13 protein-coding genes are annotated in these 22,964 nt (G+C 37.5%); 7 read left to right on the top strand and 6 right to left on the bottom strand.

Features of this window, described 5'->3' with window-relative positions:
* The first annotated feature begins 265 nt into the window (after window positions 1–265).
* Window positions 266–2,539 carry a hypothetical protein gene (locus NEOC95_RS00085; RefSeq protein ID WP_166157455.1) on the top strand — a complete coding sequence of 758 codons (2,274 nt, stop codon included), beginning with the start codon at window positions 266–268 and terminating at the stop codon, window positions 2,537–2,539.
* Between the two features lie 62 nt (window positions 2,540–2,601).
* The gene (locus tag NEOC95_RS00080; RefSeq protein WP_166157458.1) at window positions 2,602–6,951 is read left to right on the top strand and encodes a HEAT repeat domain-containing protein; all 4,350 of its coding nucleotides are present in this window, start codon (window positions 2,602–2,604) and stop codon (window positions 6,949–6,951) included.
* 498 nt (window positions 6,952–7,449) lie between these two features.
* Here NEOC95_RS00080 and NEOC95_RS00075 read toward each other — a convergent pair whose 3' ends face one another.
* A complete protein-coding gene (locus NEOC95_RS00075) occupies window positions 7,450–11,511 on the bottom strand; it encodes a hypothetical protein (protein ID WP_213150888.1) in 4,062 nt (1,353 codons plus the stop codon).
* Window positions 11,512–11,992: 481 nt separating this feature from the next.
* Between NEOC95_RS00075 and NEOC95_RS00070 the strand changes: the two genes are divergently transcribed.
* On the top strand, window positions 11,993–12,937 hold the full coding sequence (locus tag NEOC95_RS00070) for a cation diffusion facilitator family transporter (RefSeq protein ID WP_166157464.1): 945 nt from the start codon (window positions 11,993–11,995) through the stop codon (window positions 12,935–12,937).
* Complete coding sequence (locus NEOC95_RS00065; protein ID WP_166157467.1) at window positions 12,937–13,461, top strand: DUF2937 family protein; 525 nt, start codon at window positions 12,937–12,939, stop codon at window positions 13,459–13,461. The genes NEOC95_RS00070 and NEOC95_RS00065 overlap by 1 nt, the downstream gene beginning before the upstream one ends.
* 91 nt (window positions 13,462–13,552) lie before the next feature.
* Here the strand turns inward: NEOC95_RS00065 and NEOC95_RS00060 are convergent, their stop codons facing one another.
* The 3 genes from NEOC95_RS00060 to NEOC95_RS00050 form a co-directional block, all read right to left on the bottom strand.
* Window positions 13,553–14,497 carry a hypothetical protein gene (locus NEOC95_RS00060; RefSeq protein ID WP_213150886.1) on the bottom strand — a complete coding sequence of 315 codons (945 nt, stop codon included), beginning with the start codon at window positions 14,495–14,497 and terminating at the stop codon, window positions 13,553–13,555.
* Window positions 14,498–14,709: 212 nt separating this feature from the next.
* Window positions 14,710–17,244, bottom strand: coding sequence for a hypothetical protein (locus tag NEOC95_RS00055; protein ID WP_213150884.1), 2,535 nt, complete (start codon window positions 17,242–17,244; stop codon window positions 14,710–14,712).
* A gap of 9 nt (window positions 17,245–17,253) precedes the next feature.
* Window positions 17,254–17,445, bottom strand: a complete 192-nt coding sequence (locus tag NEOC95_RS00050) for a hypothetical protein (protein WP_166157476.1) — start codon at window positions 17,443–17,445, stop codon at window positions 17,254–17,256.
* A 460-nt stretch (window positions 17,446–17,905) separates the two neighbouring features.
* On the opposite strand from NEOC95_RS00050, the gene NEOC95_RS00045 reads away from it, so the two are divergent.
* Window positions 17,906–18,403, top strand: coding sequence for a DoxX family protein (locus NEOC95_RS00045; RefSeq protein WP_166157479.1), 498 nt, complete (start codon window positions 17,906–17,908; stop codon window positions 18,401–18,403).
* Window positions 18,404–18,578: 175 nt separating this feature from the next.
* On the opposite strand, the gene NEOC95_RS00040 is transcribed toward NEOC95_RS00045, so the two are convergent.
* Both NEOC95_RS00040 and NEOC95_RS00035 read right to left on the bottom strand, forming a co-directional pair.
* Window positions 18,579–19,568, bottom strand: a complete 990-nt coding sequence (locus NEOC95_RS00040) for a M48 family metallopeptidase (protein WP_207391828.1) — start codon at window positions 19,566–19,568, stop codon at window positions 18,579–18,581.
* A 74-nt stretch (window positions 19,569–19,642) separates the two neighbouring features.
* Window positions 19,643–20,242: a LemA family protein gene (locus NEOC95_RS00035; RefSeq protein ID WP_166157482.1), complete on the bottom strand. Its 600-nt coding sequence runs from the start codon at window positions 20,240–20,242 to the stop codon at window positions 19,643–19,645.
* A 331-nt stretch (window positions 20,243–20,573) separates the two neighbouring features.
* Here NEOC95_RS00035 and NEOC95_RS00030 point away from each other — a divergent pair, with 331 nt between their 5' ends.
* Together NEOC95_RS00030 and NEOC95_RS00025 are read left to right on the top strand one after the other, a co-directional pair.
* Entirely contained in the window at window positions 20,574–21,188 is a 615-nt protein-coding gene (locus NEOC95_RS00030) for a DedA family protein (protein ID WP_166157485.1), read from the top strand.
* Window positions 21,189–22,249: 1,061 nt separating this feature from the next.
* Window positions 22,250–22,900, top strand: coding sequence for an ISAs1 family transposase (locus NEOC95_RS00025; protein WP_166157488.1), 651 nt, complete (start codon window positions 22,250–22,252; stop codon window positions 22,898–22,900).
* Window positions 22,901–22,964: the final 64 nt, after the last annotated feature.

The raw sequence follows: 22,964 nt of genomic DNA, 5'->3' as shown, positions 1-22,964 counted from the left end.
GTTGGAGGACCCTTTTTCAAAAATTATATACTCCATGAAATTAACTTGCCGGATGGTGGCTAGATCATCAAAGTCTTCGATAAAAATATTTTTAATACTTACGACCTATGCTCAAATTAAAAAAAACTTGCATGAAACTAAAACTCTTAACTACCCTTGAATATGGATAAATCAAAGGATGGGAAGAAATTAATTACCCCTTCTCAGTTTATTAGGAGGCTCATTTTTTTCATAACATAGTATTAAATTAACCAAAGAGGTCACTATGTCTATGTCTATTCAACAAGATTTTTCTGCAATCCAACGGTTTCAACAACTAGGAGACACCGATTGGGAAACCCTTAAAAAACACTACGTTACAACTTTACGCTTAGAGGCGGGCGCTCAGGAGCAAGCTGCTCAAATGATGCAAGCCCACATAGAAGACCGCGATATAGTCGACTATGCCAGCTACCGAGAAGCCATTTTAAGAATATTTCCTTCTTCTTATTTTAATCTAGCAGCAGGAATAGAAGGTAGGATAGCGGGAACAGCTACTGATGGGTATACCTTTACAGCGAAATGGTACGAATTTATAGTCACGCAAAAAACAGCTCATGTGCCTACAGGATTAGAGAAGTCGCAAAAGTGCAAGATTGCTATTAAAGCTCCTGGCAGTCGCAAATTAACCTCCGATATTGATACTTCTATTCTGACCACGTTTATAGGAGAAAACTCTTTTTTTGAGCATGCAAAAGCAAGGATTAAAAGGGAAGGGCTCGATTATGAAGGACACATTACCAACGCTATTATTAATGGTTTTTATAGCATCTCGGAAGAGCTATTTAAGATGACCTCTGCTTCCCAACGAGATTCTAATGCTTATACAGATACCATAGCCAAAGATAAAGAAATCTATCCCAAATTTCTTCACGATGAAGAAAATAATCCCTTAATTCAAGGGGAGAGGCTTTTTTCTGAAGAAGAATTTACCAAAATATTTAAAGAATATAAATATCAAAAACATGTTCAAGAAATGGCGGCAAGTTTATTCTCCCTGCATGCTAGCTTGGAGCAAGAGGAATGGCAAGTATTTAAAGATCTTGTTAAAAAAAGGTTAGGTAAAATTCTTGAGGCAGAATTGCCTAATGAGGCCCAAGGAACTCACATCTCACTTTGCCAGCAGGATTATGATACCATTTTTCAAGGGGTAGAAAACATACGCGGCCATCATTTAAAAGCCCTTAATGCTAAAATACAACAGCTAAGCCAATTAGATCCTTTACCAGTACGAGCACAAGATATTATCATTGCGGCCCTTAACAGACTCTATGTCGAACATTTAGAACAATGTACAGATTGCTATGAACAAATCCTAGCTTTAAAGAGTAAAAGAAAGCCTTTAATGGATGAATTAGAGGCAAAAAAGCAAGCATTAGATAAAGAGTTGGCCGCCTTAAAAAGATTAGGTGATAGCAGTGATGATCCAGATATCCAAGAGATCATTGAAAAAAAGCAAAAGAACTGCGCTATGTTGGAAGAAAGTTGTCGTAAGTTAAAAGATTCACTACGCCAAAACATTATAAAAACAGCTCAGCTGCAAACAGAGCATCAATTTCGTCAAATTCTAGCTAGCACATTTGCTAATGAAGCTTATGTGTGTCGGTCCGCTGTGTATCATGTCGTTAATGGGCAAAGCGGTGCCGCAGACCTTCCTATCTCGCAACAAACTTTATTAGGCTCGGCTCTCCAGCAAGTAGGCTTTAAACTTTTACATAGTAAAGAATTAACTCATAAAAATTATTTGCCTGAAGAGATCGCTTATTATACAGCCAAGTATGGACAGCGACTTTTTAACCTTATTTTTAGTGGACGCAATGCAGAATTAGATGATGGGATCATAAAACGTTTAGCCCAAGGTAAAAAAGGAAAGGATTTGCCCAAATTTACCTATCTTAAAGCTAAACAGGTAAGAGACAATGCTTATAGCACTTTTAAACGGAAAGAGTTAGCTCTTCTAAATGATCAAGCAAAAATTATCCAGCGTATTAAATCAAACCCTACGATTTTAGATGCTGAAAAACCTAGAAAAACACTTGAATTAATACAACAATTACGTGCTCTTTCTACCGAAGAAGAAAAAACGCGTTATTTTGAACAGGAGAAAGAGCTTTATTTATCGATTAGTGCTAAATTAATCGGCCTGGTTTGCGCTTCTAGATTAGAGCAAAAGGGGTATTTATGGGGACAAAATCTGCTGAGCCCGTTGCGAGATGCCGATGAGGAAGAACAGCTAGAAGGTTCAGTTTCCGTTATTTCCGCTCCAGCCCCTCTGCAGCCTCCTGAACCTTTGGAAACAACCCGGGAAGGGAGCGCTATAGATGAACATCATCAGATAGGCGAAGATGCAAAAAGCTTAGTAATGGGTGCAGAAGGAGGAAAAGCAAGGGTGAGCCAGGTGAATCAAGAAGCTCGTTCTTACTCAGCAGTGGTGGCAAATCCTTCTGACAAAACGGCTCAAGTGCTAGCCGAGGGGGTGTTTGGAAGCCACCCAAAGTAAGCAGCCCATCAGAACCACGCTCCGCTGATGGGTTAGATGGTTGTGAGCACAGTCTTAACGCTTTGCAAGCCACGCCTGGACATTTTAATGTCCAGGCTAACGCTAGTCAAATCCACTTAGAGCAGAATGCAAGGCTGCTTATTAGCTCTACTATTCAATACCATGCATTGCAGCCTTTGTCTCAAGTACCCCTAAATCCACAAACTTTCATTAACTCTCTTCAAAGCCTTTACCTTTCTCAGAAGACCCTTTCTATTTTTAGGATCAAAGCAGAGCAAGAGTGGGAATTTAAAGTTCCTTTAGAAGAAATTTATGTGCGCTTAGGGATCATTGAAAGCAAAGAAAGAAGAGTGCGTGATCAAGCACTTGATAAACATTCCGAGCAAATACAAGATGAACGCCTCCCAACTTCTGAAACTATCTATGAGTCTAAAGAGAATATTGAAATTGAAAAGCTTTTCGAGCACAAAAGCCTTGAAAAAGAAAACGCTAAAAGAATTTACATTCAAGGCGCGGCAGGAATTGGTAAGAGCACTTTATGCCACTATATTGCCTATCGCTGGGCAAAAGAAGAGCTTTGGCAAGGCGTTTTTTCTTATCTTTTTTGGATTCCTTTAAGAAACCTTACTTTAAAGAAATATCCTGCTGATAAAGAGTATACTCCCGCTGATCTTATTGCTAGGGAATATGCAGGCAAAATTGATTCAAAAGCAATTGAGGCTTGTATAAACGATGCCACTTTGCGAGAAAAAACTCTTCTTGTTTTAGATGGTTATGACGAGCTTTCTGCAGAAGCTCAAGGAAATACAAGCCTGGCTACAGCCTTTAAGGAGCTAAAAGAGTTATTTCCCCATATTCTAATTACCTCAAGACCTGGAAGCTGCTCTTTTAACCGTTCTTGTGAGCTAGAGCTTTTAGGCTTTGATAAAGAAGGGGTCGAACGTTATATCGATAGATTTTTCAAACAAGTTCAATCAGAAGATAAAAAACAAAAACTTTACCACTTATTTCAAAGCTCTCCCCAGGTCTTAAGTCTTGCGCAAATTCCCATCAACTTGACTCTTCTTTGCTGCCTCTTTAACGAAGATCCAGAGGTTTTTGATTCTACTCAATCCATTACGATGACGGCTATTTACGAACGGATTGTTAATTGGATGTATAAATGGTTTCTTTTGAGGAGAATTGATCAAGGCAAATCCAATCAAACCAAGGAGAAAATTCTTGCAGAGAAAAACCTGCGTTATAATCAAGAAGTAGCCAAAATAGCCATAGCTTTTGAAGAAATGGCTAATTTTGCCATGAAAACAAATACCCTTTATTTGGAGGAGGAAGAAATTGATCACTTTAGAGGTAAAGAAATCACAGCCAACGAGCTTATAGATTGTGGGCTGCTTCGCATTCCAGAAGAAAAAGGGTACTTTATTCACTTAACTTTTCAAGAATTTTTAACCGCTTCAAAAGTTGCCAATCAATATCTACGAGGAGAAAATCGACAAGCATGCCAGGATTTTGTGCATAATTATAAGTTTGAGCCTCGTTATAATTTAGTTATGCGCATGATTGCCGGCTATCTTTCTTTGTCTACTTCACGTAATCGACGTTATTTAGATTCAAACCCGCTACAATCTTTTTTTGATGATCTTTTTGCTGATCCTCGCGATCTAGCTGCCAGAAGTGAGCTCAATTTAATTGCAAATTGTTTTGAAGAGTGCCAAAATCCTGCTCAGGTAAGGCAATACGAAGGCTTCGTTGAGCTTGTGAAAGACTATATTACACATTTCTCCTTATCAGGCTTAAACTTTGAAATGTTGCTTAGAAATAAAAATCTTCTTACTCATCCTAAAATAACTTATACTATCGAAAGATTATTATCCGACCCACAGGCCACGGAAAATACGCTAGCGAACGTGGAAAACCTCATTAGGGCAGGACAAAGGTTAGTTCCAGAAATAGTGAGATTTATTGCTGGGGTTGTTAAGGACCACGTTAAATATTATGGTGCTAAAGACGCTATCTATCTTTTAAAAAAAGTGGCAGGACAAGGAGGCGAGGTTGCTAAGAAAGCAGTAGAGGCTCTCATTCAAATTATTAAGGAGGGCGATCGTGCTGCCAAAGTATCTGCTAGTAGGGCTTTAAGAGAAGTGATACAAGAAGGAGCCAAGCTTGCTAAGGGATCGCTAAATGCTCTCATCATAGATCTCCAAGAAGGCGATCGTGATACCAAAGATACCGCTATCTATGTTCTAAGAGCAGGGGCACAGCAAGGAGATAGGCTTCCAGAAGAAGCACTAGATGCTCTCACCCAACTTCTACAAGAACGCGATTATGATGTAAAAATGTCTGCTATTAAGACTCTAAGAGATGAGGTAGAGCAAGGAGGCAAGCTTCCTAGAGAAGCGGTAAAAGCTCTCACCCAACTTCTCCAGGAAGACGATCGTGATGCCAAAGTTTACGCTACCTATGTTCTATGCGCAGCGGTAAATCATAAAGGTGAGCTTAATGAAGAAGCAATAAATGTTTTCATCCAACTTCTCCATGGAGACGATCGTGATGCCATAAGGTCTGCTGCAGGTGTCCTAGGAGCAGTTTCACAGCATGAAGGTGAGCTTTCTAAAAAAGCGCTAGATGCTCTCAGCCGAATTCTCAAAGAAGGCGATTGTGATACCAAAATGTCTGCTATCGAAGGACTAGGAAAAGATGTAAAATTTGGAGGCGGGCTTCTCAAGAAAGCACTAGATGCCCTCATCCAAATTCTCCAGGAAGGCGATTTACATCATAAATTGTTTGCTGATATGGCTCTAATAGAAATTGCACAGCATGGAGGCGAGCTTCCTGGAGAAGCAATAAATGCTTTCACCCAACTTCTCAAGCATGGCGAGCGTGATGCCAAAATGTCTGCTAGTAATGCTTTAAGGGAAGTGGTGGAGCATGGAGGCGAGCTTCCTACAGAAGCGATAAGTGCTCTCATTCAACTTTTCAGAAAAGGTGACTCTGCTGTCAAGATGTCTGCTTGTTGGGCTCTAAGAAAAGTCGCGCAGCAAGAAGGCGAGCTTGCTAAGGAGTTACTGAGTGCTCTCAGCCAAATCCTCAAAGAAGGCGATACTGATGCCAAAAGGTCTGCTTGCTGGGCTCTAAAAGAAGTGGTAAAGCATGAAGGTGAGCTTTCTGCAGAAGCTATAGATGCTCTCATCCAAATTCTTCATAAAGGCGATTCATATGCTAAAACGTTGGCTAGTGATGCACTAAGAAAAGTAGTAGAGCATGGAGGCGAGCTTTCTGCAGAAGCTATAGATGCTCTTATCCTGATTTTTCACCAAGGCGATTCTGCTGCCATAAGTTCTGCTGCCTATGTTCTAGGAGTAGTGGCAGAGCAAAGAGGCAAGCTTCCTAAAAAAGCGATAGATGCTCTCATCCAAATTCTCACAAAAGGCGATTTATATACTAAAACGTCTGCTGTTGAAGCTCTAAGAAAAGTGACACACCAAGGAGGCGAGCTTGCTGAAGAAACACTAGATGCTCTCAGCCGAATTCTCAAAGAAGGCGATTCTGCCGCTATAAATTCTGCTGCCCACGTTCTAGAAAAAGTGGTACATCAAGGAGGCGAGCTTCCGAAAGAAGTACTAGATGCTCTCAGCCGAATCCTCAACGAGGACGATTCTGTCGCCATAAATTCTGCTGCCCACGTTTTAGGAGCAGTGGCATGGCAAGGAAGCAAGCTTCCTAAAAAAGCGATAAATGCTCTCATCCTGATCCTTAAAAAAGGCGATTCTGCTGCCATAAGTTCTGCTGCCCACGTCCTAGGAATAGTGGCACAGCGAAGAGGAAAGCTCCCTAAAAAAGCACTAGACTCTTTTATCCAAATTTTCCAAGAGCAGGAGGTTGATTTTGAGGCGCAAATGTTTATTGCCAGGACCTTAGGAGCAGGGACAAAGTATGAATGTAAGCTTACTAAGAGGGTTGTAGATGCTCTCTTCCAAATTCTCCTAGAGGGCGACTACAGTGCCAAAAGTTTTGCTATCAGTGCCCTAGGCACAGTGGTACAGCAGGGAGGCGAGCTCTCCAAAGGAGTGCTAGATGATCTCATCCAAATTCTAGAGAAGGGCGACCGAGATGCCAAAATGTCTGCTGCCGCTGCTTTGAAAGAAATCGATAAAAATGCTTTATTGAAAATGAACATTCAAGCATTTCCTTTAATTGCTAAAATTTGTTTTTTTACTGAGAGCAGTTTTTCAGTTAAGAGCCAGCAATTTCAAATTTCTGATAAAAGAACAATTTATTCCTCCGAACAAACAATAAAGCTTAACTACGAAGAATTAAAAGAAAAGCTACCCACAGAAGTTGCTATATGGCGGAGGCGATTAGATAGCCTCAGCCAAATTGAGGGCTCTTCAGGACTTACCAATCAAATCTAATATCAAACAGGGCTGCTGAAGCCAGGCAAGAAAGACTTTAGAGGATATAGTGCCCTTGAAAGGATAATGGCCAGGATTTTTTACGTTTAGTTTAACAGGTTTTTGGATAGGTCAAATGTGAATGGAAGCTGGAAAAGAACTAAACTCTTTACCGGAAATAGATGGTAGGGCATGTGGGTTATCTGCATTCATGGCTTTACAATAGCAAATCTAGCATGCCAAAAGGACTTAATATTTTATTGATGACTCTTTTTGTAAGATCTATACGTCTGAGCTATTACATCTATCGATGATTAGATTGATGGCGTTGAGAAAGTAAAAGAGGAATTTTAAAATATCCCCTTATAAATTTGAGAGAACGCCATACAATCATTCTTAGATGCTTAGCGCCCCCTTACCAAAAATTCTATTATTCTAAAAGGTGGTCAAGAATTACGGTTTGGGAGAGAAAAGAAATTATAAATATTTTTGCGTACATTTTTTTAAAGGTACTTTAACCTAAAAGGGCAATAAATTACGCAACAAAGACGAAGCTTTTTCTTCTACCTTATGCAAAGGATGGCTAGAAGAACTGGAATTAGGGGGTAATGTCTCGTCCGAACTCAGCGTTCCATTTGCTGTAGTCCATGGAAGAGGATGAGTCGTAGGAGCAGGAGCTTTTTCCTCTTTTAAGCCACCTGCAGCAATATGCAGCGCAGTGCCAATTAACCTTCCTTCAGGTCCTCGATTAGCAGCTACTAAAGCCGCAATCTTTGCTGTTGCTCTTTTTGTATCGATAGAAGCATGGTTAATTTTGCCTTTAAAAGGGATGTGTAACATGTAATCTTCTTTCAAACCGGTGATGTTAAAGCCGTTAATTAAAGATTGAGCCGTCAGGCCAATTGTCATATCCACGCGGTGCTTATCCAGATTTACACTTCCCCAGGTAGCGATAGGGTATGTATTCATAATTAACATATCCATACGCTGGAACAGCATCTTCCCTGCCTGCATATTTATGTATAAAGGTGTAAACCACACGCAGATATTATCGCTTTTAGTCGTGTTAAACAGACTTAGAATAGAACCTAATTGCCCCTCTTTCTTAAAACGTACTTTTCCAAGTTCTAAAGAGGCAGAGCCTACTTTAACCGCTTTAATATCGAAGTTTTTGATGGGTAAGCTAAATCCTGCTGCCTTAATATTAATATTAAGAGGATTATCCGACCCAATTAATCCTTTAGTTAAAGGAAAAATATCTTCTAATATATATTTACCTAATTCGGGGGTGAGAGCTACCTGGGTGTGAAAATCTTGGTTAAGGGTTAAAATACCCTTTTTTAAGGTTGCATCTAAAGCAATGCTTCCTCTTTTTCCATTTAAATTAGCAATGATGGGCCCATGTAAACGATCAATCTCGATACGTACATCAGCGTTTACCTCATCGCCTAAAATGGCCGAAATGCGTTGAGGTAAAAGATTTCCTACACTTGCAAATTGAGTTAAAGCTTTGACAGGAAACTGCTTACATTGAGCCTTAAGCGACATGGTTAAATTATCCGTGTTTAACTTACCAGAGGGGGTAAATAAATGAGTCATTTGACCCATGACTGAAAAGGGAAGAGAGGAATGATCGGATACCACGCCATGTTCTCCTTTCAAAGAAAAAGCAATGCTTTGGGCTAGCTGCTGGCTTTTAACTTTTCCTTGAATGTTTTTAATCCAGACATGGCTAGGAGTGCTTTTATCGTCAATATTTAGATGATCCACGTAGATGTGAGAATTGATACTTGCGTTTAACCAATGAGGATGATCGTTAGCCTGCAAGGGAAAGGCAAGGGAATTTATATCCAATAAAATTGTGGAGGAATCGGTTAAAATAACGTGTGGTGATCTTTTATTTGGATTTAGCATGCGTTGCCGAATGATCTGAAAGCGCTCGGGAGTTAAGGTAAATTGAGCGGTACATGGGGAGCTGCTCTCAGCTATAATCATTCCCTCTTGAATTTTGAAATCTCCTTGTCCTTTAGTTCCTTTGCCACTCCATGCTAACTGCATATGGCCTTCTGGCTGATTAAATTTGGAGAGATCAATCAAAGCATCCATATTAAACGATTTTCCTATAAGGATGCTCAAATCCTGATATCCACTAATTTTTTCTAGAAGAATGACAGGAAAGTTAACAAGTTTAAGCTTGCTTTGTAGCTGCATTTTAGAAAAATTTAATTGGCCTCCCTCTCCCCAGTTACTTAGGCGGATTAAGCCATTTATCGAGCCCTCCTCGTGGGCACCATATAAGTTAGTTAGACCTTCGATTTGCAGGTGAATGCTATTATCAACCTCCTTAACTTCCCACGGTAGGGACAAATGGTGAAGAGCGCCTGCATTTTCGGACAGTTTGAGCTGATCAATTTTGATAAAACCTTTAAAATTTGAAGATGTTAAGTCCAGGAAGTTGATGCCCTTTTTGTCTACCTCCATGCTTATATAAATTTTTGAAGGCTCCTTTAGGGAGGTAGTGTTAAGGCTTAAAGCCTTTAGAGCCTTAGGTGTCAAGGTGTAGCTAATCGTAGCAGGGGAAGTAAGAAAAAGTTTTTCAAAATTTTCTAAGCGTCCGCTAAATTGGGCTTGCCCTAAAGAACTGTTAATTTCTGCTTTAAGTTCTTCTATCATTACTCCTGCAGGCTTATTTTCTATGTCAGCAATTAATTGCAGATCAGCCTCCGTACCCAGCAAATGCTTTAAAGACAGATTATTAGGGGCAGGAGCCAATTTAGCTGTAAAAGTTGTTCTACTTCTCCCTAACAGCTTTCCTTCCAGTTCTCCCTGAACGTGGGTAACTTCAAGCAGCCCTTCATTGTTAAAGCTAATAAGATTAATTTGCGGGATACTGATCTGAGCAGCAAGAGTTGCTTTTCTCAATCCTTCAATATCAAGCGTAGGTATTTCTATTTTTTTTAGGATAACTTCTATGGGTACCAAGCCTTGAGATTTTATAGAATACTTATGAAGGCCCCATTTATTTAATAATGAAGAGGAAAGTTGATAATTAATCCTGGTAGGCTCCATTAAGGTTAGATGAGGTGAGAAGTTTAAGTAGATAGTATCCATGTCAAGGGTGTCAGAAGTAAATTTAAGAGCAAGAAGAGGGAAGTCTTTATAAGAAAAATTAATTTGCGCATCAAAAGTCTGACCTAAAGTGTCTACAAGTAAATGACGATGACTACTCATCTCTTCCACAAGTAAAAGCGGAAGCCCTTTAAGATCCAATGACATTTCTGCATTTTTTAACAAGCTAGCAATTTTAGGCTTAAAAATCTTATTTAGCTGACCCTTGAAATTCATCTGAGTAAGAGAATGATTTCTTAGAATTTGGCTATTAATGTTAAGGATGATTTTACTGCTTTTATCTAATGCATCAAGCATCAGATTAAATTTTTTCAAAGAAATATTTCCTATTGGTTGTGAGAACGACAGATCAGCTTGATCGATTACTAACTTTGCTTGCATATAGGAATTGATAACATCAATGTAGTTCTTACTTTTTTTTCCAGAAGCAACCACCAATTCCATGGCATTTAGATTAAAATGTCCTTTAGTAGCGTGTTTGAGCTGAAATTTATGATGCTCAGAAACGAACTGGTTAATAAGATTTACAAAATGAGGCTGTAAATTAATTTCAATAGAATCCGATTCTTTTACAAGGATGCGATCATCTTTTAATAAGCCACTTATCATGCCTTGCACCCAAGGTGATTTAATATCTAACTTCAAAGCAATTCCCTCTGGATTGCTAGATTGGTGAAGTTGCAAGTTTAATGTTTCTCCTAACAAGGCCGTTAATAGGCCACGATAGCGAGGATCTAAAAGGGTTATTGTTTCATCCAATACACCCACGGGGAAGTCTCTTGCCTCGAGGTGCAATTGAATAGCTTCTATAGGCTGAGAATTGAAAGGCTGGGAAATAGCAAATTTAGAGCTGTTTTTCTGATGATTTATTGAAGTTTGGAGATTAAAAAAACCCTCTTGCTGGTCTCTAACAGTATGTCCCCTTATATAAATATAATTATCTTTATCTTTTTCAAGTGAAGTAGATAGGGACATGTCTTTCAATGAAATTGCTGATGATTGTTTCTTGAAGGATATGTTAGGGGAATTCTTAGCTTGCAGGGCATAATGAATGTTTGTATGGCCTTCAGGATATTGAATAATTTCTGCATTAAGCCCACTAAACTCGAAATTTCCATTTTTTCCCTGATTATAAAGTAGCTTCCAAAGAGGAGTTTTTGCAACAGCTCTATCTAATGACCCAATTTTTTGCTCTTCCTTATTGAAAAGGAAAGTATGTGTTAATGTTTGCTCCCCAAACCAGCTAAGCGTTAAATGTTGGAAAGTTATTTTTCCTGCAATCTGGGAATTGATTAGTCTTTCTAGCTCTTTATTCCCCCACTTGGTGGAAAGAATAGAGGGTAAAAAAATTATACCCATTAAAACGGCTAAGAGAGTCGTGATTAAAGTCCGCCAAATGATAGTAAAGCTCTTTCGGAGTAAAGAGGGGGGAGAGGAATCATGATTAACCATTTAAATGGCTCCATTTTAAAGGCTTACGATTAAATATTACTTTATATTATAGTAGCGCTTAAAACTATTTCTGTAAAGGGAGTAAATTGTAATAAAGCATTTCAGAAATTAGGCTAAATAAAAAATAAACAGCATACCCTCTCTTCATTTATCTGGCATGTTAGCAGATGAAGTAGTCTTAAATAAGTAAATATAAAAAGCTTTATCTTGACAATCTAATCAGCCCAAGAGCAATCTATGCTTACAAATCTAGTAAGCCCTGCCATGCAATTGACTTGCGCGGAAAAACAAAAGTTAATGAGTTAGCTTACAGCTTAGGAGATGATTTGAAAGGCTTTAGCCTATTATCTCATCCGATAATCAGCGTTAGTAAGCTAATTTATCCGCCTTTAGGGGCGAGAAGTACTTTTGATAATCCCATTGCAGAGAGAAGGAATATAATTCTTTATCGTTTATCCTCCATTCTTTATATTTTAAGTTTATGAGCCATTATCCTGATCCTGTTAAACTTCCTTCCTATGTATCCATAGCTCGTCGCGAGCGTAATCGTCAGCTTATCCTTTCTGCTAAAAGAGGGGTTTATATACGTTTACTTATTATCTGGGCTGAAAGCATGGGAGCATGGGCTTTTGGCAGTTCTGCTTTAACACTTGATGCTATCTCAAGTTTTGTAGATGTTTTTTTTAGTATTTCTTTAATTTATTTTATAAAATTTGCTGAGCGACCTCCAGATAAGAACCATCCCTTTGGACATGGGCGCTTCGAGCCTTTGGTAGGAATGCAAATTGGCATAGTCATAGTCTTTATTGGCTTGTTGGCCTTCTTTCAACAGTTTTTTCACCTTTTTGTAGATAACAACGAGTTACAGGCTGTAACAGCTCATGCATGGATAATTCCTGCCCTGGCTGTTGTTTTATTGGAAATTTGCTATCGATTGGTGATAAATACAGCTAAAAAGCAAAACAGTCCTGCTTTAGCCGCTGATGCCTTGCATTATCGTTTGGATGGCATCACGAGTGCTATAGCAGCCCTGGCCTTAATTTTAGGAAGTTATTATCCTGCTTTAAGTGCTTTAACTGATCATTTAGGAGCTCAAGCTATCGCAGGCTTTATGATAGGTATAGGAGTATATGCAGCAAAAAATAATCTTTATCAGCTCATTGATAAAATTCCTGCTAAAGAATATTTTGATAAGGTAAGGTTTGCTGCCTTAAGCGTGAAAGGAGTGAAAGAAACAGAAAAAATACGCATTCAACAGTATGGGCCGGATGCTCATATTAATATTGATATTGAAGTCGATCCTCATATGTCTGTAACGTTAGCTCATCAAATTACTCAAAATGTGCGTGCTGAGATTCAAAAAGCTTGGCCGGCGGTCAGGGATGTCACCGTCCATGTAGAGCCTTATTATCCAGGGGATCATTAGTGCTTAAGGGCTTAGTAGGTCTAATCGATCGATTGTTTGCTGTCATGGGTGCTTTAGCTTTTTCTCAATTTCCTTTATTTATCCAACAATACCAACAGAATTTATTAGGGCATGTTGAAGAATTGAAAATTCAGCTGCAGGCAATGCAAAGCGCCGCTTCGGTTACAGGAAAATCTTTACAGCAGTATATTGCTAAATTCTTGAATAGCACAGATGCGGATTTCCAGCTGCAAGGTACTTTAATGAATAATATGCTTGAACGTTACTATACACTCAATGACAGCTTTCAAGCATTGCAGCAAGCTTCTATCTATTTTAAGCCTTTTTTATTTATAGAGTATGGTGATTGGAAAATTGCCAAATTAACATGGCAATCTTATAAAATAGGCATTTCCTTTACCTCTGAAGGAGCTATCTACGCAGGAATAGGAGTGATTGTGGGCGTGGCTATTTATGGGCTTTTAAGCAAGCTTATCAAAGGCGTATGGGGATATTACTATAAAGCTGAGGAAAAAGCAGTGTAAAAGTAATTTACTAAGCTAGATGATAACGAAAACAATTCAGGTTTTATTTTTGGAAGCATTTGCTAGAAGTATTTTTACTTAAGTCTTTGTCTTATAAAGGCTGTGAAAAGGAGTGGTTGCTATTTTCTTTCTTTTTTATAAGATTTTCCGGCGTATCAACTTCTTGGAAGCTCCAACGGATAGGCCTTTCAGTAATAGAGCTTGAAGCTTCAAATATTTCTTTTTCAGTATCGCCTGGAGCTAGGTAGATGACCTGAGGCTCAGCAGAGCCCCAATAATAAAAACGCGTTAAAGCTTGCAATCTGGGGTCATGGGGATATAACTTTACCGTTAAGCTTTGAAGAAGTTTGCCCATTTTACGAAAATTCTTTAACATAAAGTTAAATTTATCAATGTATACATTTCTATCTATATCGCGGATAGGTTCTTTTTCGTTTCTAGTATTCATGTCTATCAAGGTGTCCATAAGAAGGCTTTCGATGATCTCTTTTTTAATTTCGTTGAAAGTGTTGATATAAATATTCAATTTTTCTTGTTGGCTAGATAAGCTTAATTCTTTATTTCCAATTTCTTCTAGTTCAATTCTATTGCATAAGGTACTAATTTTGTTACTAAAATGCAATAATAAGTCTCCGCCGGAGGTCTCATGCTCTTTTTTAAATCTATTTGTAACGGGTGAGGATAAAAGCAAATGATAAAGTGTATTAATAGTGGTACATTCTTGGCTTAACTGGGCGTTTTGTGTCTTATATTTATCATTTACTATTTTAAGGGTTTTATATTTATTCTCTAATTTTTCATTTTTTGATCTATAATTTTCTTTTTCCTGTTCTAAATCACAATATTTTTTATTTAACCTTTTATTTTCCATATTTAATTCGTTAAATTCTCTAACCAAATTGATTATTTTTTGATTAATAGCATCGCGTCCACTGGCCGAAATAGAAGAAATAGGTGAGAGATTGGAGGAATGAGCTTCTGGCGTGGAAGGCTGGATAGATGAGCTCGTTGAACACGGAGATGATAAAGGATTCATAAAATCAACCTTGTAAAAAAATATGTAAACAAATTTCTTATAGCGACTATAAATTTATTTATTACAGATAAATATTTTTAAGAGAAAGTAATTTTTGCGCGTTATTTCATAAAAGACAGAAGGATAGACAGATAGATATTTGAGGAGGAGTTGAGAGAATTAACAATTTTAAAAACATAAATTTTTTAGGCAAATACAGAAGAAAAAGCTTTTTATAAGTTTTTTTCCTCACATAAGTGATTCCAAAAATCTCTCCTCGGGGGAGACAAAAACTGCCAAAGCTTTTTTAAAGGTACAGGCCATTTATGATGATGTTCAGTATCCACAAAAGCAATTCTATTATCTTTAGTGATAGGCATGTTAAAATTATAAGGGGAGTCATTAAGTCCTAGCTCCTGAAGGAGGATATAAATCCAAGAAAGAGTATGTTGATTAATTATAGGACTTTTCCACATTTTATTATTTTCTTTTCCAGAGTAAATATCAATTTCGTTTTCTATAACGATAAAATTTTTTCTTTGTAGATTAGTTTGTTTTGAAGGATAGGGAGCCTCCGGTAAAGGGTATATCCATTTAGTTGGAACTACAAAGAGGTGATTAATATGGTGCCGATTCAACGCCTCTTGGATAGAAATAGCGCCTGTGACACGGGCATAACAACGCTGCCAATCATTAATTTCCATTTGATCATCTCCAAAAAATTTAAAGATGAAACCAGGAATATTCTTATTTCTTGTTACAATGGTTTTACTAAAACGCATAGGAGTGGGCTGCATGAATCCTGCCTTTTGCAAGGTCTCTTTATTTTGAGTCACCCGCTTACTAAAGAGACGATCTAGTCGAGGCTTAATTGGGTGATTCTCAGGTAAGAAAAAAGGTTGTAAATGTAGCCAAATGCTTGGCTCTATATGAGAAGGTTGGACATAATAGTTAGGATAGAGGGAAGGAGCATTTGCACTTTTGAAAATAGGCGGATGAAAAGGCACTGCTAGATGGACATAGGGGGGCGGAAACTCTATTCTTCTAGCTTCTTCTTGTAATGAATAGCTTGGGATTTGAAGTACGGTACGGGGAATAGTTAATTCATAATCATACACCCGAATAAGAGGTGAAGGTGTAGAGTATTGTCCTTCTCTTTCGGCGATAATGCGATAAAAGGCATAATCGGACCCAATTTTTATGGAACACTTGGATGTAGAGATTATCCAATTATTGACTTCATCAAATAACTGTTGATCATGATCCAGCCAATTAAACTGCTGGTGCGTGTAGAGAGAGGGGATGAAATCTAATGCATTGGAGGCAAAAATATGATATTGCGTATCTGAAAATTCGGAGGGTTCCCAACTAATCTCATATTCTTTTTCACCTGTCTTTTTAAACAGGGGATGAGCAATAGGTTTAGGCTTATCCACAGTAAATTTAAAGGGTGTCGACCATTCGCTCCAACAGCTATCTTGTAAAGTTTTAACACGAAAATAGTAGTTTGTGTGGGAGTTAAAAAAAGTCTCAGTTAGCTTATCAACAATCACTCTATTTTTAAAATCCTCTATGCCTTGAAAGTTAGGAATAAGATAATCAAAATTGGCATCCGTAGATATTTGCCACCATATTTTTTCCGTGGGGCTACTAAGCGAAGATAAATCAAAGTAAGGAGAGGTATGATCAAAGTGCGCGCTAGAGTTGACAATGCAAACATTGGGACTTTTCTTCAATTCTAAATCATAACGGACGGTTAGCAAGGTGGTGCCCACATCTTTCTTTGTTCCTATGTCCACTACATTTGATCCAAGAGTCCATAGATGTTTTTCGCAATTTTGCCCCACAAGCGTAAGGGTTCCGGTAGGGTCCTTGGCTCTTATCTCTACAGTCCATATAGGGACTTCAAAATCATATGTACTTTGAGGAGCTATAATTTTCTTCTGGTTTTCAAGTATAATCTCTTCAGGAGTATGATTGATAAGCTGGACGATAGGATAAGCAGAGGTAAGATACACGATAGAAGAAGATAAAGTACGTTCTGCTAAAATTACAGTTTGTTCTACAAAGTCATTAGGATAAAAAGTAAGCGTTTCTTGGGGATATAAAGTAGATGACTTGTTTGTCCATTGCATGCTCGGCTTAACATCTTGCGGTTCAAAGCCATCAAATTCTTTAGGAAAGATATCTAAATGAGCAAAATTCCTACTTGATGTTGAGAAATCAAACGAGCTTTCAAGATCCGAAGCTTTTGTTCTTAGTACTAAAAAAGGGTCATCTGCCACCTCTTCATAACCTGCAAGCGTATGATTGTCTAAGGCAAGATAGCCTAATTGGCGCTCTTGGTCTATAAGATGCCATTGATTATCAAAGTAAAATTCTTGTAAATGACGCGTATTAGAGGGCACCTTTCTAGACGGCAAGTTTATACTGCACCCCAATAAAGAAGAGTAAGCTTCATTTTCTGCTATCTTTAACTGGTGCTTTTGCCACCATCCCCACAAACTTTCTTTTTTTTCAAGCTGTTGTATTCCTATCTGTTTTTGTTCTTCTCTATCCATATTAACGGACAAAAATAGATCGGAGATAACTTCCGAAGAAATGTTTTTCAAGCTATAATTATGCACTATTAAGTGTTGCTGAGGCTGAGTGGGCTCAATGTTTAAGTATGTTTTCGACGCTATGTCAAAGGTGCATGAAGTTTCTATTGCCAATAGGGATAAAGAATTGCACAAGAGGAAAGTGCAGCTAATGAATGACTTTAACATTTTTTAGACCTACTTTTTTAAGGCTAATAATAGACAACGTAGCATGATATAGGATAACCAAACAAGCGCTGCTAACATAATAGCTGCTGCAAAACTTTGCTTTGCCTCGAATGTCTCGCGATAGAAAAGAATAAAACTAAAAAATAGCGCTGCTATCGCTATAGCAAGGCTGATTCGATCTATAATTTTGGAGGGACGCATAAAAATTTTGCCTTTAACTGTTAATTTGTCTTAATAAAGCAGGCTTTTAAATTTACTTCAATTTTTTTCTAAAAAGATTATTTTAGAGGGAGTTCCCCTTAAGAAATGCGCCCTGTTATAGACAAAAGTTCCTAGGATAGAGAGTGCAAAATGGTGTTGCATGTAGTAGTCTTATAGGCGAGGGAAGATACAACTTAAAGTTTCTTTGGGAAGAAAAGCATGAAAAAGAAATTTTTTCTAGCCTTAGAAATAAAAGTCTCCTCTTAATTTGTAGGCTTCCTTTTTCTATAGGGGAGTAGGATTAAAGTGAGAAGAAATTAAGGGCTGGGCACAAAAGTTAATAAAAATGCTATTATCTTCTTTAATTTATCTCGATATTCGGTAAAATCATTATTTTTTTGGAGTAGTTATAAGCAACAGATTTTGTTAGCTATTTTGAGCAAACAGTAAGACGCCATGCATGGCAAAACAAATAACCTTTTACCGCGAGTTAATGATGAAAAATTTATTTTTAAAAGATTTTTATTTAAAATTTAATAAAGCTGCGGCTACTTCGCAGTCGTTATTTTTGCTAGCCCTACGTATATATTTTGGCTGGTCATTTTTTTGGTCTGGGCTAGGGAAACTTCAAAACATCTATGGTACTGCTGAGGCTTTTGCTAGCTTAGGTATCTTTTATCCTCTCTTCAATGCTTACGCTGCTAGTCTAATTGAATTAGTGGGAGGAGCTTGCCTATTATTAGGGTTAGGAGCAAGATTAGCAGCTTTTGCTCTGTCTATAGTAATGCTTGTTGCTCTTTACACTGCTCATTATGATGCTTTGTTAAATGCTTATAGTGCACCTGAGCAGCTTCTTACCCAGCTTGCATTTATTTATTTGTGTGCGAGTCTGGTTGTTTTTGCTTTTGGCCCGGGTAGAGCTTCAGTAGATTATTTGATAGAAAAAAATTGTAAGTAGAGAAAGTTTAGAAAAAAGGGGATAAATTTAAAGAATACCAATTTCCCTACGTTTAAGGGAACATTTGGCTGCTTTAAATGATGCCCCGCAAGTAACAAGAGAAGCAAGAATTTACTTAATAAGCGGGGGAGCTTCTAAAAAAAGCCATTTTAATAAAGTTTATCTTCTATAAATTTTAATGCTGTAGAATTTTATCTTGGCGCCATTCTATAGGCATATATTCTCCTCCTTCAAGGGCCACTATTCTTTTTCTTATAGGGGGATGAGTAGAGAATAGATTGGTCAAGCTGATTCTATCATTAAAATATAGGTGAGAATAAGCCATTCCTTTTAAAGGCATATCTTCATCCGCTGCTTTTTCAATTTTTATAAGGGCTTGAATAATACCCGCGGAATTCCTTGCAAATTGTACAGCACAAGCATCTGCTAAATATTCACGCTCACGGCTTACCGCTGCTTTTAAAATAGAGCCCATAATCCAGGTTAAAGCTCCTGCCAAAAATATAATAAGGGCTGCAATAATTACCGGACTATTTTCTTTTTTTTTTCTTCTTTCTTTAGAGTGAGAAGCAAATTGAAGGATTCGCATTCCAATATATAAAGCATAAAAGAAGCCCATTATCATAGCAGCAAGGCGCATGCTAATCTTTATATCACCATTATAAATATGGCCAAATTCATGCGCAATGACCCCTTGTAGTTCTTCTCGATTAAGTTTATCTAGTGATCCTTTGGTAACAGCGATGACTGCATCTCCCGGTGTTAAGCCTGCTGTAAAAGCATTGATAGCGTCTGTGGGCACTAGGTATACAGGGGGGACAGGCAACGAAGAAGCTAGAGCTATTTCTTGCACAATATTTAACAGCTGTTGTTCTTTCAGATTACTTGCGGGGCCATCTATAAGCCGAGCCCCTAAGGAGCGAGCTACGTAGGCGCCTCCCTGTGACTTATAATGGCTATATTCTAACAAGGCGATACCACAAGTGATAATTAAGAAGGCCAAACCGAGTAAAGGGAGGGGAGGATGATAACTATCTTTAGCTAAATTGCGCATCATATATTCAACTAATACGGAAATTAAAAGCGTGAGCGCTAAAAAAAGACCTAAATATAGTCTTGTTTTTGAACGCGCTTTTTTCTGAGCTTCCCAAAAGTTTATAGCCATAAAAACTACATCCTCATCCTTTATTTGCTTTTAGCATAGATTGGCAAACTTAAAGTAAATTTAATTTTTCTTGTCTACGAAGAAAAAGAAACCTTTACAGCTTTTTTAGATTCTTCAGACTCTGCTTCATATAGCTCAGCAGGCTGGTGACCTAAAGATTTAGCGATAAGAGCTGCGGGAAACTTTTGCTGAATATTATTATAAGCTAATACCTGATCGTTATAAGCTTGCCTAGCAAAAGCAACTTTATTTTCTGTTGTACTCAGTTCTTCTTGTAGGTTATGCATGGTGTTGCTAGCTTTAAGTTGAGGATAATTTTCTGCCAAAGCATAAATGTTTCCTAGACCTGCTTTAAGGCTGGCCTCAGTGCTCATTAATTCTTTGATGGCTTGGTGGGACGGTAATCCAGTTTTTTTTATTTGTTCTCTTATTGCAGCTGCCTGGCTCCTGGCTTCGATAACAGCTTCTAAGGTCGACTTTTCATATTCCATATAGCCTTTTACTGTCTCTACTAAATTGGGTATTAAATCATAGCGACGCTGTAGTTGGACATCGATTTGGCTCCAGGCATTTTTCACCTGATTGCGCGTTTCTATGAGTCTATTATAAATTCCTATTAACGAGAGCGCTACAACAGCAAGAACCGTGATAATAATACCAATAGTTATCAGCATAGGTTTACTCCTTTATAATATTTTTATTTAAAATAAATGTTATAGTGTAGCAATTGTTTCTTCTTTTAGAGAGCAGTAACTAGCTTACATTCATAAGCTACTTATAATAAAGAAAGCAAGATAATTGTCTCTTCACTCTTTAAGATAGCTTAAAAGTTAAGTTTTAAAGCTTCTACTTATATATAAAAAAGAGAGGAAAAAAATTTGTTTTTCTCCCCAGGAGGCCTTAATTTTGCTTTTTATAGGTCTATTTAGCATTACACTTTGGTAAAAAAGTTAATTTTAGCTAAGCTGATATCCCATACACAATACACACCACCATTGCAAGCTTATGGAATATTTAAACGATACCTTTTCTCTATGGTTATTACAATATGGAAGCATGGCTCTTTTCTTCTTGCTAGCACTTGGAATTGTTGCTCTTCCGATTCCTGATGAAACGCTTATGGTTATCTCAGGGGTTATGATTCATCAAGGGCATTTGTATACAATTCCTACTCTTATGGCAGCGTATCTAGGTTCTATGTGTGGCATTACCTTAAGCTATATGTTAGGAAAAACAGCAGGTCATTTTATTATTAAAAAGTATGGTAAGTGGATTGGTATCAATGAAGCGCGCTTAAAGAAAGCACATGATTGGTATGAATATCTTGGGAAATGGACTCTTACATTTGGATATTTTATCCCGGGAGTGAGGCATCTTACTGGCGTTCTCGCGGGGATGACAGAACTCACTTATACAAGCTTTGCTCTTTTTGCGTATAGCGGGGCTTTTTTATGGGCTACAGTTTTTCTTGCGATTGGTTATTTTTTCGGCCCCTACTGGTCTTGTATTCTCTGCTTCTTAGATGAACATCCCTTAGAATTGATTATAGCTGGAATATCTATTCTACTAATTATATGGCTAAGTAAGCGTTACGATAAGAGCAAAACAGTGACCCAATGATTTTTTAGCTCTGTATTTACAGTAGAATACAAACTTTTGCTTAAAAGTAATTGTCATACTTTTTTTGAAAAGCTGTTGTTATTTAGAATTTAATTTCTTTTGGAAGCGACATTTGGGAAGTAACGGGGCAAGAAAAAGTGTGTGGCTATTTTTTTAAATAATTATTTGTATAGAATCTCTTTTAAATTTCTGCTCATATCTTATTGTCAGCTGTTCTCGCCTGTTTATATTAACATCCCCATAGCTGTTAAAATTTAGACTCCTTTAAAAAGATATGCCTTCATTGACAATAACTGCGTGCTTTTAAGATGGTTTGGATCTGTTTTTGAAAGTTTGTTATATTTAAGGGCTCGATTGCAGGCTTAAATTACAGGCAAACAGTAAATAATATACCTTTATAATACTTAGTCTGCATAGCCAACCCTCTGTAATATGCTTCTCTACTTAGTACGAGGGATTTTATAAAGTACGCGGATGTATAAGAAGTGCTTTAAAAGCGTATAATTTTAAAGTTATGGATGCAATCTCGAAATAAAGGCATTAAGGGAGGCCTTATGAAAAAACTAAATTTAATTCTTATAGCTTTAGGTGTTATTTGCTTTACATGCCTATCAGCAAGCGGTTTGTGTGCTATTCCTTGAAAGGAGTTAAATAATGCTTTAAACAAAGGAAATACTAATATAAAAAATTTAAAAATGCGGTTAAAGATAAATATAATGATGCTATAGAAAAGGGGAGAGAAAAATGGGATGAAGCAAAAGTAAAAAATAAAATTAAGGATACTAAGAAAAAAGCTAAAAGTAATACAGTAAAAACTCAAGATAATTGTGAGAAAAAGGTAAATGATACAAAAATTTAAGGATCATAATTATAACTGGGCAAGCTTCATTTTTTGAAAACTTGCCTTAATTCATATTTATATAGTTCATTATTTTTTCTCTCATTTATGGAATACTCTCACTGGACAATCAGTTTGCTTATTCAGGGCGTTTTGATGAGAAAGATTTGACAAATGCTATATAAATCTAGAATCATCTTCTTTTTAAAAGAAGGAGGTAACAATGGCCAGAAGAAAAACCACTGATAAAAATTTTGCTGATTTGCAAGAAGAGATTGATTTAGAGAGATTTAGAGAAAGCGTAAGATCTAACTTTGCAGATTTTCCAGATCCTCGTATAAGCAAGCGATGTATTTATCCTATATGGTATTTGTTTTTGATTACACTTTCTGGGTATCTAGCAGGATGTAATACCGTGGCTGAGATTGCTCATTTTGCAGAAATAAGAGCCAGCTGGTTTGCTGATCTAATAGGATTAAAGGTAGCTGCACCCTCTTATGATACCCTCTGGTGGTTTCTTGCTAGGGTCCATCCACAAGCATTTAAGGAATTGATTAATCGCTGGCTGCAAGGCTTACCGCAAGAAATGAAAGATCAGCTCTTGGTGATAGATGGAAAGCGGCTAAAAGGCGTTTCAGATAATAAGAATATTGCGCATATTGTCGAGATATTTGCTGCCGAAGGACGCTTAGTAATTGCTCAAGAGAAGGTAGCTGAAAAAGCTAGTGAAACCCAAGCAGTGCCCGCCTTGCTGGAGGCTATGGATGTCAGTGGAGCAATTGTATCAATGGATGCATTGTATGCCCATATGGATATTATTGATGAGGTTTTGAACAAAGGAGCTGACTATATAGTCCAACATGATTTACCCTAAAAAACTCCATCATTGCATCAATTTTAAAAAGAAAAAATGTAAATTTCCTTTTAATGGTAAGCTA

This window comes from Neochlamydia sp. AcF95, from assembly GCF_018342455.1.
In the GTDB taxonomy this organism is placed as follows: domain Bacteria; phylum Chlamydiota; class Chlamydiia; order Chlamydiales; family Parachlamydiaceae; genus Neochlamydia.
This window is presented reverse-complemented; position numbering and strand designations above follow the sequence as displayed.

Coding starts and splice junctions, on each gene's coding strand:
- NEOC95_RS00085 (WP_166157455.1), top strand. CDS start 266: ATGTCTATGTCTATTCAACAAGATTTTTCTGCAATCCAACGGTTTCAA.
- NEOC95_RS00075 (WP_213150888.1), bottom strand. CDS start 11,511: ATGGTTAATCATGATTCCTCTCCCCCCTCTTTACTCCGAAAGAGCTTT.
- NEOC95_RS00070 (WP_166157464.1), top strand. CDS start 11,993: ATGAGCCATTATCCTGATCCTGTTAAACTTCCTTCCTATGTATCCATA.
- NEOC95_RS00060 (WP_213150886.1), bottom strand. CDS start 14,497: ATGAATCCTTTATCATCTCCGTGTTCAACGAGCTCATCTATCCAGCCT.
- NEOC95_RS00055 (WP_213150884.1), bottom strand. CDS start 17,244: ATGTTAAAGTCATTCATTAGCTGCACTTTCCTCTTGTGCAATTCTTTA.
- NEOC95_RS00050 (WP_166157476.1), bottom strand. CDS start 17,445: ATGCGTCCCTCCAAAATTATAGATCGAATCAGCCTTGCTATAGCGATA.
- NEOC95_RS00045 (WP_166157479.1), top strand. CDS start 17,906: ATGGCAAAACAAATAACCTTTTACCGCGAGTTAATGATGAAAAATTTA.
- NEOC95_RS00040 (WP_207391828.1), bottom strand. CDS start 19,568: ATGGCTATAAACTTTTGGGAAGCTCAGAAAAAAGCGCGTTCAAAAACA.
- NEOC95_RS00035 (WP_166157482.1), bottom strand. CDS start 20,242: ATGCTGATAACTATTGGTATTATTATCACGGTTCTTGCTGTTGTAGCG.
- NEOC95_RS00030 (WP_166157485.1), top strand. CDS start 20,574: ATGGAATATTTAAACGATACCTTTTCTCTATGGTTATTACAATATGGA.
- NEOC95_RS00025 (WP_166157488.1), top strand. CDS start 22,250: ATGGCCAGAAGAAAAACCACTGATAAAAATTTTGCTGATTTGCAAGAA.